Annotated in this window: 13 protein-coding genes; 7 read left to right on the forward strand and 6 right to left on the reverse strand. The window is 33.8% G+C overall.

Going from position 1 to position 16,714, the window contains the following annotated elements:
* Window positions 1–82 precede the first annotated feature (82 nt).
* The 5 genes from radA to panC all read right to left on the reverse strand — a co-directional run bounded on the left by radA (window position 83) and on the right by panC (window position 4,903).
* Complete coding sequence (radA, locus tag GQR97_RS06820; RefSeq protein WP_158846759.1) at window positions 83–1,441, reverse strand: DNA repair protein RadA; 1,359 nt, start codon at window positions 1,439–1,441, stop codon at window positions 83–85.
* Between the two features lie 44 nt (window positions 1,442–1,485).
* Window positions 1,486–2,637, reverse strand: a complete 1,152-nt coding sequence (locus tag GQR97_RS06825; RefSeq protein WP_158846761.1) for an alpha/beta hydrolase — start codon at window positions 2,635–2,637, stop codon at window positions 1,486–1,488.
* A 74-nt stretch (window positions 2,638–2,711) separates the two neighbouring features.
* Window positions 2,712–3,683: a lysylphosphatidylglycerol synthase transmembrane domain-containing protein gene (locus tag GQR97_RS06830; RefSeq protein ID WP_158846763.1), complete on the reverse strand. Its 972-nt coding sequence runs from the start codon at window positions 3,681–3,683 to the stop codon at window positions 2,712–2,714.
* Window positions 3,684–3,687: 4 nt separating this feature from the next.
* Window positions 3,688–4,038 carry an aspartate 1-decarboxylase gene (panD, locus tag GQR97_RS06835; protein ID WP_042499542.1) on the reverse strand — a complete coding sequence of 117 codons (351 nt, stop codon included), beginning with the start codon at window positions 4,036–4,038 and terminating at the stop codon, window positions 3,688–3,690.
* 13 nt (window positions 4,039–4,051) lie between these two features.
* Window positions 4,052–4,903 carry a pantoate--beta-alanine ligase gene (panC, locus tag GQR97_RS06840; RefSeq protein WP_158846765.1) on the reverse strand — a complete coding sequence of 284 codons (852 nt, stop codon included), beginning with the start codon at window positions 4,901–4,903 and terminating at the stop codon, window positions 4,052–4,054.
* 162 nt (window positions 4,904–5,065) lie between these two features.
* Between panC and GQR97_RS06845 the strand changes: the two genes are divergently transcribed.
* From GQR97_RS06845 to GQR97_RS06875, 7 genes are all read left to right on the forward strand, one after another.
* Window positions 5,066–5,875 carry a glycogen/starch synthase gene (locus GQR97_RS06845; protein ID WP_158846767.1) on the forward strand — a complete coding sequence of 270 codons (810 nt, stop codon included), beginning with the start codon at window positions 5,066–5,068 and terminating at the stop codon, window positions 5,873–5,875.
* Between the two features lie 28 nt (window positions 5,876–5,903).
* Window positions 5,904–7,589, forward strand: coding sequence for a DUF4270 domain-containing protein (locus tag GQR97_RS06850; protein ID WP_158846769.1), 1,686 nt, complete (start codon window positions 5,904–5,906; stop codon window positions 7,587–7,589).
* A gap of 11 nt (window positions 7,590–7,600) precedes the next feature.
* The gene (gene glmS, locus GQR97_RS06855; protein WP_158846771.1) at window positions 7,601–9,454 is read left to right on the forward strand and encodes a glutamine--fructose-6-phosphate transaminase (isomerizing); all 1,854 of its coding nucleotides are present in this window, start codon (window positions 7,601–7,603) and stop codon (window positions 9,452–9,454) included.
* 217 nt (window positions 9,455–9,671) lie between these two features.
* A complete protein-coding gene (locus tag GQR97_RS06860; RefSeq protein ID WP_158846773.1) occupies window positions 9,672–12,455 on the forward strand; it encodes a TonB-dependent receptor in 2,784 nt (927 codons plus the stop codon).
* Between the two features lies 1 nt (window position 12,456).
* Window positions 12,457–14,028 carry a G-D-S-L family lipolytic protein gene (locus GQR97_RS06865; RefSeq protein WP_199269914.1) on the forward strand — a complete coding sequence of 524 codons (1,572 nt, stop codon included), beginning with the start codon at window positions 12,457–12,459 and terminating at the stop codon, window positions 14,026–14,028.
* Between the two features lie 158 nt (window positions 14,029–14,186).
* Entirely contained in the window at window positions 14,187–15,695 is a 1,509-nt protein-coding gene (gene atpD / locus GQR97_RS06870) for a F0F1 ATP synthase subunit beta (protein WP_158846775.1), read from the forward strand.
* Window positions 15,696–15,809: 114 nt separating this feature from the next.
* Window positions 15,810–16,088: a F0F1 ATP synthase subunit epsilon gene (locus tag GQR97_RS06875; protein WP_158846777.1), complete on the forward strand. Its 279-nt coding sequence runs from the start codon at window positions 15,810–15,812 to the stop codon at window positions 16,086–16,088.
* Between the two features lie 78 nt (window positions 16,089–16,166).
* Here the strand turns inward: GQR97_RS06875 and GQR97_RS06880 are convergent, their stop codons facing one another.
* On the reverse strand, window positions 16,167–16,613 hold the full coding sequence (locus tag GQR97_RS06880; protein WP_158846779.1) for a LexA family protein: 447 nt from the start codon (window positions 16,611–16,613) through the stop codon (window positions 16,167–16,169).
* Window positions 16,614–16,714 lie beyond the last annotated feature (101 nt).

Raw genomic sequence — 16,714 nt, forward strand, 5'->3', positions numbered from 1 at the left:
TAAATTTGTAATTCAATAAATATTCGTTGAAACAGGTGGTTTTTAGCGACCAATTGCGCTTTACAGTAGTTTAATAGATTTTTTAAGTCAAATTTGATACTAAATCTTCAATTTTAGATATTAACTGAATTTTAATCGTTGTATTTTTAAGAGAGATTTTATTGTATTTAGATACAAATATGGTTGCGAATCCCAGTTTTTCAGCTTCTAAAATACGCTGTTCAACACGTTGAACGGGACGGATTTCTCCAGAAAGTCCAACTTCGGCTGCAAAACAAAAATCTTTTTGTAGAGCGACATCTTCATTAGAAGACAGGATAGAGGCAACCACGGCTAAATCTATTGCGGGATCATCTACTGTAATGCCTCCTGTAATATTTAAAAAAACATCTTTTGCGCCAAGGCGGAAACCTGCTCGTTTCTCTAAAACAGCTAAAAGCATGTTTAAGCGTTTGGCGTTAAAGCCTGTGGCGCTTCGTTGTGGTGTACCATAAACGGCTGTGCTTACTAAGGCTTGCACCTCTATCATAAGCGGGCGCATGCCTTCAAGTGTTGCGGCAATGGCGTTGCCTGATAAATCTTCGTCTTTTTTAGAAATTAAAATTTCACTTGGGTTAGTAACTTCACGCAGACCAGAACCTTGCATTTCATAAATGCCTAATTCGTTTGTTGATCCAAAACGGTTTTTGTTTGCTCTTAAAATTCTAAATACATGATTTCGGTCGCCTTCGAATTGTAAAACTGTATCTACCATGTGTTCTAAGATTTTTGGACCTGCAATGTTACCGTCTTTGGTAATATGGCCAATTAATAACACGGGTGTTGCTGTTTCTTTTGCAAATTTTATAAGTTCGGTTGTACATTCTTTTATTTGAGAAATACTTCCGGAAGACGATTCGATATAATCGCTATGCAAGGTTTGAATAGAATCTATTATAACAATATCGGGCTCTAAAGCTTCAATTTGTTTAAATATGTTTTGCGTTTTAGTTTCGGTTAGAATGTAGCAGTTGTTATTGTTAGGGTTAACGCGTTCTGCACGCATTTTTATTTGTTTTTGGCTTTCTTCACCTGAAACATATAAAGTTTTATAAGGTAATTTTAATGAAATTTGAAGTAGTAGTGTGCTTTTTCCAATACCTGGCTCACCGCCTAAAAGTGTTAATGACCCTGGTACAATACCACCTCCTAAAACGCGATTAAATTCACCATCAAAAGTATCTAGTCGCGCTTCTTTAGAAGAATCTATATCTTTTATCCTTAATGGAATCGATGCTCTTTTCGTCGAGGATGTCGGTGTTTTCCAATCACTTTTTTCTGGTTTTTGCACTACCTCTTCAACTATGGTGTTCCAGTTTTTACAGGCATTACATTGCCCTTGCCATTTGGCGTATTGCGTGCCGCAGTTCTGGCAAAAAAAAGTGGTTTTTACTTTAGCCATTTTTTAGATTTGGAATTTAAGTTTTGTTTTGAAAATTTTAATAGTTAGTAACCAAAATCTTCTTTAATAAGGTTTGCTTTTTCTAACATTTCATCTTTAGTAATACCAGCAACCTCCTCTAAAGTATAGGCAGATTGATAAGTGCGCATCGCTTTTTTAGGTTCACCTGTCTCTTCGTAAAAACGTGCGATATAATAGGAGCCTAAAAGTGTTTCGGGATATTCTTTTCTTGCTATTTTGCCTAATTCTTCATAATACTCGTAAAGCTCATTTTTTTCGATTGCTGCCGAAATTGCTTTAAAATCATTAATTAGAATTTTTTTGTCAATTCCGAATAATTCGTTGATAGCATCGTATTTTTCTTGAAGATATAAAGCTGGTGAAATTTCTAATTCGAGAATGGTTTCTTTATATTCCTTTTTTGAAATAGGTTGAAATATCTGAAATATATCTTCGATAGCATTTGGAATAGCATGTGTTGGCACAGAATAATGTGATGGGCCATCGAAACTATCAAAATTATAAACTATATTTTTATTATCTAATGCTGCAATATCTGTGTTTAGAGCCTTGGTCATTTTTTTTATAGAAGACCCGTCGTTATTCGTGTTTGCTAAATAATAGAATATTTTAGATTCTGCTTTAGCTAAGCTTTCAGGAATATAATCTATCATGCTTGGCGCCAATTCGGGACTAATAGATATATAACCTTGAAATAGTGGTTGAGGTTTTAATAAATAATAATTAATAAAATTTGCTGTTTGTCCGTGACCAACGACAACTCTAAAATTTACTGTACGGTATGTTTTTTCGATATAAGGAACTAGTTCTTGGCCAATAAATTCGAAAAATGCTGCTCCGGTTTCAACAGGTAAAGAGTTTTGTTCAGAATATAAACAATCGTCATATCTGGTTTCCATTTGGTTTACCCCAACGACTATAGATGCTGGCATATCTTCCCAGTAGGAATAGTAATCTACATTTCCAGCTACGGCTTCAAATAGATAATCGCCATCTAGAACAATGAAAATAGGATAGCTTTTATTATCGTTAGAGTTGTAGCCACGTGGTAGTTGAATTTTTATCTGGCGCGTTTCTCCAAGTTTAGAAGATTCGATAGTTTCATATTTTACTTGAGCTTCAGTATTATTAATAACAAGGCTAAATAGGAAAAATAAAAGGATAGATTTCTTCATTTTAATGATGATTTGAGATTTAATATGGCAAGGTATGAAATATGCATTTACAATTCAAAAAAAGATAATTTGTTCTATTGCACAGTTTTATTTGTTTTTTTTCTATTGTAAATTGGAAGGTAAATTAATGAAAGGCCACCAAAAATAATAACCATTAAAGTTTGTGATGCCCACATAATCCATCCGAAAGCAATACTTGGTTCTTCTGCAATTCCAAAAATTGAAAAGGCTGCGTAAATAGCTAAAGGGTAGGAGCCTATTCCTCCATTGGTGGCAGCAATACTAAAGCTTGCCGAAATAAAACCTATTAAAATGGCGCCTGCAGAAATACCGTGTAAATCTGTTAAGGAAAAGGATGTTATGTAGAACATGAGTAAGTACATGCCCCAAATGAAAAGAGTGTGGAAAATGAACGCCCATTTCTTCTTCATTTTAAAAATGCTCAATGCGCCTTCAATTAATCCGTTAGCAAAACTTCTAATTTTTAATGCTATTTTAGAATGACTTCTTCTTAATAATCGTAAAAATAAAAAACCTAGCAAAATACATATAGCAAGTGCTATTCCTATTTTTACAGGATTAAACTTTTCGACTAAAAAACCATAAATAAAATCGAATTGTAGAAAGAGTGTTATTGCAATAATACTAAGCATAACAATCATGTCTGCGATACGTTCGGCAACAATAGTTCCGAAGCCTTTTTCGAATGGCACACCTTCGTAATTTGTAAGTATCGATGCTCTTGCAACTTCGCCAGCCCTTGGTATGGTGTAGTTTATTAAATAAGTTGCAAAAACAGCCATGATGCTATTTCCGAATTTTATTTTGTAACCCATGGGTTCTAGCATAAAAAGCCAGCGGTAAGAGCGTGATAAATGACTTAATAAACCTAAAAAGACACCTAATATAATCCATTTATAGTCGGCATTTTTCGCGTATTCAATGATTTCTTCTATCGATACTTTAGATAGTGAATACCAGACTAAAAAAACTCCCAATAGTAATGGGAGTGTAATTTTAAGTATATTTTTTGCTTGTTTATTCAAAAGCTTATTTCAGTAGATTGGTCGCTTCATCAGGAAATACTAACGATGGTTTAAATACTTTAGCTTCTTCAATATCCATGAAGGCATAAGTTATTAAAATAAGTACATCGCCAGGTGCAACTAATCTTGCAGCAGCGCCGTTTAAAGTGATTTCGCCACTGTTTCTTGGTCCTGGAATGGCATAGGTTTCTAGTCTTGCTCCATTATTGTTGTTTACAATTTGGACTTTTTCACCCTGAATAATGTTAGCAGCTTCCATTAAATCCTCATCGATAGTGATACTACCAATGTAATTTAAATCGGCACCTGTAACTTTTACTCGGTGTATTTTAGATTTTACTACTTGAATTTGCATGCGGCAAAGATAATTAATTTAGTGCGATATTATCAATTAGTCTAATATCGTCTGCATATACTGCAATAAACGCTCTATATGCTTTGTTGTTCGTTTTTCGTTTTAAAGGTTTTAATGTTTCAACTTCGGAAATTATGAAATACTCTAATTCTAATAAATCATGATTTTTAAATTGCCTCTCAACCCATTCCATTACTTTCTTAGCACTTTTTGTGCCAAATTTTATTTTGGCAGTTTTTAGTGTTTCATAGATGAAGGGTGCTGCTTTGCTGAAATGCGGTTTTAGCCTTGTGTTTCGTGAGCTCATAGCTAAGCCATTAGCTTCGCGATGAATTTTACAACCCACTATTTCTAATGGCATTTGATGTTTTTCAACTAATTTTTTAATAATTTGAAGTTGTTGGAAATCTTTCTCACCAAAATAAGCTTTGTTTGGTTTTACAATTTCAAAAAGGCGTTTTACTATGGTTCCAACACCATTAAAATGCCCATCACGAAATTTGCCTTCCATTTCAAATTCTAATCCGTCGAATTCAAAGTCTTCCGAAACCGTATTGCCTTCATAAACATCATCTACAGAGGGTGCGTAAACCATAATTTTGGTTTCACTAACTGTTTTTAATAATGCAACATCACTTTCCAATGTCCTCGGGTACTTATCGAGGTCTTCAGGATTATCAAACTGGGTTGGGTTAACAAAAATGCTAACCACAACCATATCATTTTCTTCTAAAGCCTTTATTACTAATTGCAAATGCCCTTCATGTAAAGCGCCCATTGTAGGCACTAATCCTAAAGTTAGTTTTTTAGCTTTTACAGCATCAATTGCAGCTGTAATTTGTTGTTTTTCCGAGTAAACTTCCACCTTTTATTTAAAATTTAACGCTTGCAAACTTAAGATTTTACAAGCAATCTGCATAAAATTTTGTACTTTTGCGTGTTTTTTAACGAGAATTCGCAACAAACTAAGGGTTTTTTCAATGAATTTTTATAAAAAAATAAGTTAAAAGTCATCAAAAATATACATATGAAAGATAAGAGGGTATTATACGTATCATCTGAGGTAGTTCCTTATTTACCAGAAACGGAGATTTCGTCAATGTCGTTTGAAGCGCCAAGATTAGTAAATCAACAAGGAGGGCAAATAAGAATCTTCATGCCTAGATACGGGAATATTAATGAGAGAAGACATCAATTACACGAAGTTATTAGGTTATCGGGAATCAATTTAGTGATAAACGATTTAGATATGCCTTTAATTATCAAGGTTGCATCTATTCCGAAAGAACGTATTCAGGTTTATTTTATCGATAATGATGAGTATTTTAAAAGAAAAGCGACGTTAACGGATGAGGCTGGGAAATTGTTTTCGGATAATGACGAACGTGCTATTTTCTTCGCAAAAGGCGTGATTGAAACGGTTAAGAAACTTAATTGGTCTCCAGATATTATACATATACATGGTTGGTTAGCATCATTATTGCCAGTTTACTTAAAAGAATATTATAAAGATGAGCCTCTTTTTAACGAAAGTAAAATTGTGACTTCGATATACAATCAAAGTTTTAACAATACGTTAAATAAAGATCTGATTAATAAAGTTAAATTTGACAATATTAATGAAGATGCTATTAAAGTGCTTGAGGAGCCAACATATAACAACCTAATGAAAGTTGCTATTGATTACTCTGATGCAATAATAGTAGGGTCTGAAGACATAACAGAAGAAGTAGATGCGTACATAAAAGCATCTGACAAGCCTATTTTAGAGTATAAAACTAAAGATGAATTTGGTGAAGCTTATACAAACTTCTTTAATAACGAAGTTTTAGGCTAGCCTACTCAAAATTCATTTAAAAAAATTTATGAAAAAGACATTTAAAGCCCTTAAATTCCCTGCTGCATTCCTATTTTTATTAACTAGTTTTGTTGCTTGCGATAAAGAATTTACCGAGTTGGATAGTGCCGTTTTAGGAAAAGACAACGCTAATTTCGATACTGGTTTATACGAAATTCCAATTGTAGCGTATAATAAAAAGTTAGAGTCTGTTCAGGTTAATAATTTGGCTTCTTATTTATTAGGAGTGTTTAACGATCCTGCTTACGGACAAACTACCGCTAGTATTGTTACGCAAGTAACCCCATCTAGTTATGATCCAGATTTTGGTGATAATCCGGAGATAACTTCAGTCGTACTTACAATTCCTTACTATAGTAGAATTAATAATTACGATGAAGATGGTAATGCGGAATATACTATTCAAGATTCTTTATATGGTGATTATACGGGTACAGTAAAACCGTTTAAGTTGTCTATTTATAAAAACGACTATTTTTTAAGAGACTTTGATCCTTTTGCTGATGCCGATGGAGATACTACTCAAAAATATTATTCATATCCCGATGGGAGTTCTGATAATGTGGCCTACAACGGAAGCTCTACTATTAATTTCGATAATCTAAAAGGAGAATTAATTTTTGAGGATGAAAGTGTGGAGCCGAGTTCTGATGTTATTATAACTGTTACAGATGTAGGAACCGATGATGAGTTAACAACAAGAAGTGCACCCGCTTTTAAAGTTGAGTTAGATCCTGAATTTTGGAAAAACCTTATAATTGAAAAAGAAGGTGAATCAGAATTAAGTAATGCTAATAATTTTAATAATTATTTTAGAGGTCTGTTTTTTAAAGCAGAAGCTGTAGATGATGATGGGAGTATGGTTATGCTTGATATGAGTTCTACAGAGGCTAATATTGTTATTAACTATAGTTATGATTCTACTATTGTAGACGAAACTATAGAAGGAACTTATACTTTGTCTTTTACAGGTAATACACTAAATACTTTTGTAAATAAAATTACAGAGGTTACTCTAGCAGATGGAGATGAAACTAATGGAGATGAAGAACTTTATTTAAAAGGTTCTGGTAATTCTATGGCTGTGGTTGATTTGTTTGAAAATGATGAAGCTAAAAAAGATTTCTTAGATAGTTTTAGAATTCCTAGTGGAGATAATTACGAAAAAGACGAAGATGGTAACTATATTTTAAACAGGTTAGTGAATGATGCACAGCTTGTTATATATGAAGATGAGGTTATGCAGGCGTTTCCAGACGATTCTAATGGTAATAACTATAGTCATTTCAATAGAATTTATGCTTACGATGTAAATAATAGTCAATCTACTATCGATTATGATTTCGACCCAATTGAATCAGATACGGATCCGTTTAATTCTAAATTAATTAGCCAAGGACAACGTGTTGGTGATGAAAATGGTAATTATAAATATAAAATTCGTTTAACTGAACACTTAAATAATATCTTGGTTAACGATTCTACAAATACTAAAATTGGTTTAGTATTATCTACCAATGTGAACTATATAACAAATGCTAAAATCGCGGATAGTGATGATGAAGATGTTACTAATGTACCTGCAGCATCCGTTATTACCCCAAGAGGAACAGTATTGTATGGTTCTAATGAAAGCGTTGATCAAGAGAAAAAAATTAAACTTAAAGTGTTCTATACAGAGCCAAACAAATAAAACATTAACATATGTGCGGAATTGTAGGTTATATAGGTTATAGAGAAGCTTATCCGATAGTAATAGAAGGGTTAAAACGATTAGAATATAGAGGGTATGATAGTGCCGGAATTGCTCTTTTTGATGGCAAAGATCTAAAAGTTTCTAAAACTAAAGGTAAGGTTGTTGATTTAGAAGCACGTGTAAAAGCTGAGATTACAAATACAGGTAGTGTTGGTATTGGTCACACACGTTGGGCAACTCACGGTGTACCAAACGATGTTAACTCGCATCCACATCTTTCAAATTCTGGTGAATTAGTTATAGTTCACAACGGAATTATTGAAAACTACGATTCCCTTAAGCAAGAGCTAATTTCTAGAGGATATACATTTTATTCTGACACGGATACTGAAGTCCTTGTTAATTTAATTGAAGATGTAAAAAAGAAAGAAAACGTTAAGTTAGGTAAGGCTGTACAAGTAGCCTTAAACCAGGTTGTTGGTGCTTATGCTATTGCTATTTTTGATAAAAACAAACCAGAAGAAATAGTTGTGGCTCGCTTAGGAAGTCCATTAGCTATTGGTATTGGGGAAAACGAAGATGAGTTCTTTATTGCAAGTGATGCTTCACCATTTTTAGAATATACAAAAAATGCTGTTTATTTAGAAGATGAAGAAATGGCTGTTATTAGATTCCATAAAGGAGTTAAAGTTCGAAAAATAAAAGACGATTCTATCGTTCAGACTTACGTTCAAGAGCTTCAATTAAACTTAGAGCAAATTGAAAAAGGTGGATACGAGCATTTTATGCTGAAAGAAATTCATGAACAACCAAAGGCAATAACAGATACTTATAGAGGTAGATTGTTGCGAAATGAAGCGATTATAAAAATGGCTGGTGTTGAAGATAATATGAAAAAGTTTTTAAACGCTAATCGTATTATCATTGTTGCTTGTGGAACGTCTTGGCATGCTGGATTAGTTGCAGAATATATTTTTGAAGATTTAGCTAGAATACCTGTAGAGGTTGAATACGCTTCAGAATTTAGATATAGAAATCCAATAATTACAGAGAACGATATTGTTATCGCTATTTCACAATCTGGTGAAACTGCCGATACTTTGGCTGCTATAAAATTAGCAAAATCTAAAGGTGCATTTGTATTCGGAGTTTGTAACGTAGTTGGTTCATCTATTGCTAGAGAGTCCGATGCTGGAGCATATACTCATGCAGGTCCAGAAATTGGAGTGGCATCTACTAAAGCATTTACAACTCAAATTACGGTTTTAACGCTTATTGCATTAAGATTAGCAAGAGCAAAAGGAACAATTAGTAGTTCTGATTTTCGTCAGCATTTATTAGAATTAGAAATGATTCCCAAGAAAGTTGAAAAAGCTTTAGAATCTGATGCTCATATAAAAATGATTGCGGATATCTATAAGGATGTTAGTAATTTCCTTTATTTGGGTAGAGGTTTTAATTTCCCTGTTGCTTTAGAAGGAGCATTGAAACTTAAAGAAATTTCATATATACATGCTGAAGGTTATCCTGCTGCCGAAATGAAGCATGGACCAATTGCATTAATTGACGAAAATATGCCAATTGTGGTTATTGCAACCAAAAAAGGACATTACGAGAAAGTTGTAAGTAACATTCAAGAAATTAAATCGAGAAAAGGAAAAATTATTGGTATAGTTACCGAAGGTGATGTGCAAGTGAGAGATCTAGCAGACCACGTTATTGAAGTTCCTGAAACTTTAGAGTCCCTGTCTCCATTATTAACAACTATTCCACTTCAATTATTATCTTACCATATTGCGGTGTTATTAGATAAAAATGTCGATCAACCACGTAACCTTGCAAAATCGGTTACGGTAGAGTAATATTTAGCATAAAAAATAAATTTATTAGCCTGGTTTCATTTTTTTTTGAAATCAGGCTAATTTTCATTTATACCATCTTTATTTTATGAAAATCACAATTTTATCTCTGGTTTTTTGTTAATAAGTGCTATGCGCGCATAATTTTTATGCTTTTTTGTATGTAAATAATACTTAATATACATATATTGCTATTCTAAATTAAAACTAACTAATATAAATGAAAGCAATTCTCCCCCTTGTTATGTTGTTTTTTTGTGGAATAACTTTTTCACAAACTACAATTTCTGGTTCTGTTGTCGACGATAACAGTCAACCTATTCCTGGAGCGAATATTATCGTTCTCGGTACTTCTACAGGAAATATTACCGATTTTGATGGTAATTTTTCTCTAACTTACAATCAAAGTCCTCCTTTCACAGTACAAGCAAGTAGCGTTGGCTTTGAAACGGTTACAATTGAAATTACAAAAAACAATCAAAAAGTCGATTTTATTTTAAAAGAAGGTAATGCTTTAGACGAAGTAGTTATTTCAGCATCTAGAACGCCAGAGCGAGTATTCGAGTCTCCTGTTACAGTAGAACGTTTCGGCCTTAAAGAAATTAAAAATACAGCTTCTGCCGATTTTTACGATGGTTTGGAAAACTTAAAAGGTGTAGATGTAAATACTAATAGTTTAACATTTAAGTCTATTAATACAAGAGGGTTTGCAACATTTTCTAACAACAGGTTTATGCAGTTGGTAGACGGTATGGATAACTCAACACCAGCATTAAATTTTCCTTTAGGGAATTTAGTTGGTATGACAGAAACTGATGTTTTAAGCGTAGAATTGCTGCCCGGAGCGTCTTCTGCATTATATGGAGCAAATGCCTTTAACGGTATTTTATTTATGAGAAGTAAGAGTCCTTTCGATCATCACGGTATTAGTGCCTCTGTTAAAAGAGGGATTACTTCACAAGAAGCTTCTGGTGATAACGAATATACCGATGTTAGTATTCGCGCAGCTTATAAGTTTAGTGATAAATTTGCTGCTAAAGTAAACTTCGGGTATTTAAAAGGAACCGATTGGGCTGCCGTTAGTGAAGAAGATAAAACTAATATCGGTGGAACAAGAGCAAATATAGATTACGATGGTATTAATGTTTATGGAGATGAGGTATCTACAAATTTAAAAAATGTAATAGAAAGCGAGACTTTTTTAGCAAATTTACCTAACCCGTCGTTGGTCGATTTGGTACCACTTGTAGATGTAAGTAGAACAGGTTATGATGAAAGAGATTTAACAAATTATGATGCAAGTAGTATTAAATCCGATTGGGGATTGTACTATCGTCCATGGGAAAACGATTTTGAAATATCTTATGTTGGTAAGGTTGGAACAGGTTCAACAATTTATCAAGGAACAAATAGATATAATATCAATAACTTTTTTCAAGAACAACATAAAATTGAATTCAAAAATGACAACTTTTTTGTAAGAGGCTATGTTGTGTCTGATAAGGCAGGAGACTCCTATGATATGGTGTTTACTGGTATTAATATAAATAGTGCTTGGAAAGATAATAATACATGGTTTGGAGAATATACTGGAGCATTTATTTCTGCAACTCTTGGTGGTGCCGATGAAACTCAAGCACATGCAGCAGCAAGAACAGTTGCTGATACAGGAAGATTTCTTCCAGGATCGGATGAGTTTGTAGCAGCTTTTAATAGAAGTATAAATGATCCAGACTTAACAACAGGTTCTAAATTTCAAGATGCTTCTACGTATTATCATGCAGATGCAAATTATAACTTTAGTCATCTTATAGATTTCGCAGATATTCAGGTTGGTGGTTCTTATAGAAAATATAATTTAAATTCATCTGGAACCATTTATACAGATATCGATGGGCCTATTACTTATTCGGAATTTGGAATTTATACACAAATTCAGAAAAATTTTGAATTAAGCGATGATATGGAATTAAAACTAACGGGTTCTGCTCGTTATGATAAATCGGAATTTTTTGATGGATTTATCTCTCCAAGAATTTCTGGAGCTTTAACACTTAATCAAAATCATAACATTAGAGCGTCAGTTCAAACTGGATTTAGAAACCCAACAACTCAAGATTTATTTATTGGTTTAAATGCAGGTAGAGCAATTTTAGTTGGTTCTGCTCCTACTAACTTAGATAGATGGACAAGAAATTATGAGGTATCAGCTGGAGGAAGAGCACTTTTACAACCAGCAAGTATAACGCAAACAGGATCTGCTGCTTATAATAATTCATACACGGCTAGTTCTGCTTTAGAACTTGCAGAGACAGGTAATCCTGCGGTATTAGAAGTTGCAAATCCAGAAATAGTAAAACCAGAACAAGTAACCTCAGCAGAGGTAGGTTATAGAGGTAAATTCAGTAATATTACTGTTGATTTAAGTGCTTATTACAATAGTTATAAAGATTTTATTTCACAAGAAGTTGTTGTTGCACCATATTACGGAACCGTTGGTGATGGAGGCTTATCCATTGCAGCATTAGCAAATGGGGATAGTCAAGCATATAGTACATATACAAATTCTGAGGCAAATGTTAATTCATATGGGGCTTCTGTCGGTTTATCAACTAAAGTATTTGAAGATTTCGATTTAAGCGCAAGTTATACTTACGCAAAATTAGATTTCGATAGAAATAAATACCCGGATTTTGCAACAAACTTTAATACACCAGAACATAAATTTAAAGCTACTTTTGGGAATCCAAATCTATTTAAAAATTTCGGTTTTAACGTAGCTTATAGGTTTAGTGATGATTATTATTGGGAAGCAACCTTTGCAAATGGTGTTGTTCCAGAATTTCATGTTGTAGATGCACAAATTAACTTAAAGGTTCCATCTATGAAATCTATTTTTAAGGCAGGTGCAACCAATCTTTTAGGAGATGAATATTTCACAGCAGTGGGTACAGGGCACATTGGGTCTATGTATTATGTTTCATGGACAATTAATAATTTATAAGATGAAGAACACAATAATAAACTCAAAATATATATTAGTATTATCAGCTTTAATTGGTTTTACAAGTTGTAACGAAATTGACGATGTTAGTAGAGAAGAAGCGGCTGAGGTTCTACCAGAGCTAGTTTCTGGGTCAGCAGATTTTACAAACTACGTGTCTCTAGGGGCATCTTTTACAGCTGGATATACAGATGGCGCGCTTTTTATAGCCGGGCAAAATAATTCTTTTCCAAACTTATTGGCCAATCAATTTGCCTCTCTAGGAGGAGGTGATTTCGCACAACCTTTAACCAATGATAATTTCGGAGGCTTGGCAGCGGGCGGTACAAGAATAGCAGAACCAAGACTTGTTTTTGGAGGGTCTACTCCGGTGCCTTTAGAGTCGTTGGTTGGCCCAGTAACGGTATCTACAGATATTGTTTTAAATAATCCAACAGGGCCTTTTAGTAATTTAGGTGTGCCTGGAGCAAAAAGTTTTCATTTACTATCAGATAGCTATGGGAATATTGCGGGTGTAGGTTCTTATGCTAATCCTTACTTTGTAAGAATGGCATCAAGTCCAAGTACAACCATATTAGGAGATGCTATGGCACAAAGCCCTACGTTTTTTACCTTATCAGAAATGGGAGCGAATGATGTTTTAAGTTTCGCTGTTTCTGGTGGAAGTGGTGTAGATCAACAAGGGAATTTAGATCCTTCTACATACGGAAGTAATGATATTACAGATCCTAATGTTTTTGCTAATGTTTTAAGTGGTTTAGTTGCCACATTAACAAGTGGAGGCGCTAAAGGTGTGGTAACTAATGTGCCTTATATAACAGATTTACCACATTTTACAACAGTGCCTTATAATCCAATTCCATTAGATGCAGCTACAGCAGGATATTTAAATAGTGCAGCAGCTTACGGCGCATACAATGCGGGAATTGTTCAAGGTTTTGCATATCTAGTTGGAAATGGTTTAATGGCGCAAGTAGACGCCGATGCCGAAATTATAAAACGTACAATTCAATTTTCTGAATCGGCAACTAACGCCGTTGTAATTATGGATGAAGATTTAACCGATTTAACAGCCATAAATCCAGCATTAGTTAGTATGAGACAAGCAACCGCTGAGGATTTGTTAGTGCTTAGTGCCTCTTCTTTTATAGGAACAGAAGCTGTTCCCGGGAACCCGCTAAGTGTAAATGGAGTAGCTGTTCCTCTAGCAGATAAATGGGTTTTAACACCAGAAGAACAATTAGCAATTAAAGATGCTACAGATGCATATAATGTAACGATTAAGGCTGTATCAGATGCTAATGATAATATTGCTCTAGTAGATTTAAATACTATTTTATCAGAATTAGCAACAACAGGAATTTCTTTTGGAAATTACACTTTAAAAGCTAACTTGGTAACTGGTGGAGCTGTTAGTTTAGATGGTATTCATTTAACAGGTAGGGGATATTCTTATATGGCATATAAATTTTTGGAAGCTATTGATGACTCTTTTGGGGCTAATTTTATAGCATCTGGTAATGTGCCAAATCCAGGAGATTATCCAACAAACTATTCTCCAACATTGCAATAAAAAAGTAATTTAAAAAGATACAAAAAGGGTATTCCATCAGGATACCCTTTTTTATTCTAAAAAACGACTTTCATTTTAAATTAAAACCATTATATTTGCACGCGAAAACCCAAAAGGTTTTTGTTGAATTAAAACGCATAATATTAAACATATAAGTAATGTCTAAAGTTACAGGTAAAGTTGCACAAATAGTAGGTCCAGTTATCGATGTTGAATTCGGAGCTGGTGCTGAACTTCCAAAAATTTATGATTCATTAGAAATTAAAAGAGCCGATGGATCGCTTTTAGTACTAGAAGTACAATCTCACATTGGTGAAGATACTGTGCGTACTATCGCTATGGATTCTTCTGATGGATTAAGTAGAGGAACAGAGGTTGCTGCTACCGGTGCGCCTATACAAATGCCTGTTGGCGATGATGTTTACGGACGTTTATTCAACGTAATTGGAGATGCTATTGATGGTCTTGGAGATTTACCTAAAGCTGGAGAAGCTGGGTTACCAATTCACCGTCAAGCACCTAGATTTGAAGATTTATCAACTTCTACTGAAGTTTTATTTACAGGTATTAAAGTAATCGATTTAATTGAGCCTTATGCAAAAGGTGGTAAAATTGGTTTATTTGGTGGTGCTGGAGTAGGTAAAACAGTATTAATTCAAGAGTTGATTAACAATATAGCAAAAGGACACGGTGGTTTATCTGTATTTGCTGGAGTGGGTGAAAGAACTCGTGAAGGAAACGATTTACTACGTGAAATGTTAGAATCAGGAATTATCAAATATGGTGATGACTTTATGCATTCTATGGAAGAAGGCGGATGGGATTTATCTAAAGTTGATAAAGCTGGAATGAAAGAATCTAAAGCGACTTTCGTATTTGGACAAATGAATGAGCCTCCTGGAGCTCGTGCTCGTGTAGCTTTATCTGGTTTAACTATTGCAGAATATTTCCGTGATGGTGCTGGTGAAGGACAAGGGAAAGATGTATTATTCTTCGTAGATAATATCTTCCGTTTTACACAAGCTGGTTCTGAGGTATCTGCATTATTAGGTCGTATGCCTTCTGCGGTAGGTTACCAACCAACATTAGCAACAGAAATGGGTGCTATGCAAGAGCGTATTACTTCAACTAAAAGAGGTTCTATTACATCTGTACAAGCGGTTTACGTACCTGCAGATGATTTAACGGATCCTGCACCAGCTACAACGTTTGCTCACTTAGATGCAACAACAGTATTGTCTCGTAAAATTGCTGAGTTAGGTATTTATCCTGCGGTAGATCCATTAGATTCTACTTCAAGAATTTTAACTGCTGATATTTTAGGTGATGATCACTATAACTGTGCACAACGTGTTAAAGAGTTATTACAACGTTATAAAGAATTACAAGATATTATTGCTATTCTAGGTATGGAAGAATTATCTGAAGAAGATAAACTAGCTGTAGGTAGAGCAAGACGTGTACAACGTTTCTTATCTCAACCTTTCCACGTAGCAGAGCAATTTACTGGTCTTAAAGGTGTTTTAGTAGATATTAAAGAAACTATTAAAGGATTTAACATGATTATGGATGGTGAATTAGATCACTTACCAGAAGCAGCGTTTAACCTTAAAGGAACTATTGAAGAAGCTATCGAAGCTGGAGATAAAATGCTTGCAGAGGTATAAGCCGAAGAAGTAAATACCGAACTTGGTTCGGTCTCTAGTATCTTTTAAATAGAATTTTCAATAAAAATTAAAAAGACTCTGAAATAAATTCAGAGTAGTAAAATAAGTTTTACTATGTATTTAGAAATTGTATCGCCAGAAGCAGTATTATTTAGCGGAGAAGTAACTAGCGTTGCTGTACCAGGAGTTAATGGTGAATTCGAAATGTTAAATAATCACGTGCCAATTATATCTATTTTAAAAGAAGGATTTGTAAAAATTTCGGGAAACATAGAATTAGATGAAGAGGTTCAGGATAAATTTACTAAAAATGCAAAAGGAGCGACATTATTAAAAATTAACTCTGGAACGTTAGAATTAAAAAACAATAAGTTGATTGTTTTAGCAGACTAAAATATCAATTTTATTTTATATTAAAAATGCGAAGTGTAAAGCTTCGCATTTTTTTATGTTCTAAATTTAACTTTAAAATTATACTTTTTTAATCACATTAGTAACAATTCCCCAGATAAGAAATTTGTTGTCACTGGTGATTTTAATAATAGGATAGTTTGGGTTTTCTGGTTTTAACCACATTTCATCTTTATCTACTTTTAAACGCTTCACCGTAAATTCACCGTCTAGAAAGCAAACTGCAATTTTATTATTTGTTGGTTCTATACTTCTATCTATAACCAACAAATCATTGTCGTCTAGACCAGCTCCAATCATTGATTGCCCACTAACACGTGCATAAAATGTGGTTTCTTTATTTCGTACAAGTTCATTATCTAAAGATAAGTGTTGCTGTTGTTGACTAAAATCTTCGGTAGGAGCAGGGTAACCTGCAGAAATTCCTGTATCGAAAAAAAGGGCACCTAAACTATCGGTTTCTTCAGGGTTAAAAAGCGTTAATGGTGTTGATTTTGGTCGTAGCATGGCGGTGGTTTTTATTTTTTAATGATACTTTGGTTTTTAAAAGAACTTAATTAATTATCATTATTACTCTGGTTAAATATAGTATTAAAATCGAATTTGGT

Source organism: Algibacter sp. L1A34 (assembly GCF_009796805.1).
In the GTDB taxonomy this organism is placed as follows: Bacteria; Bacteroidota; Bacteroidia; order Flavobacteriales; family Flavobacteriaceae; genus Algibacter.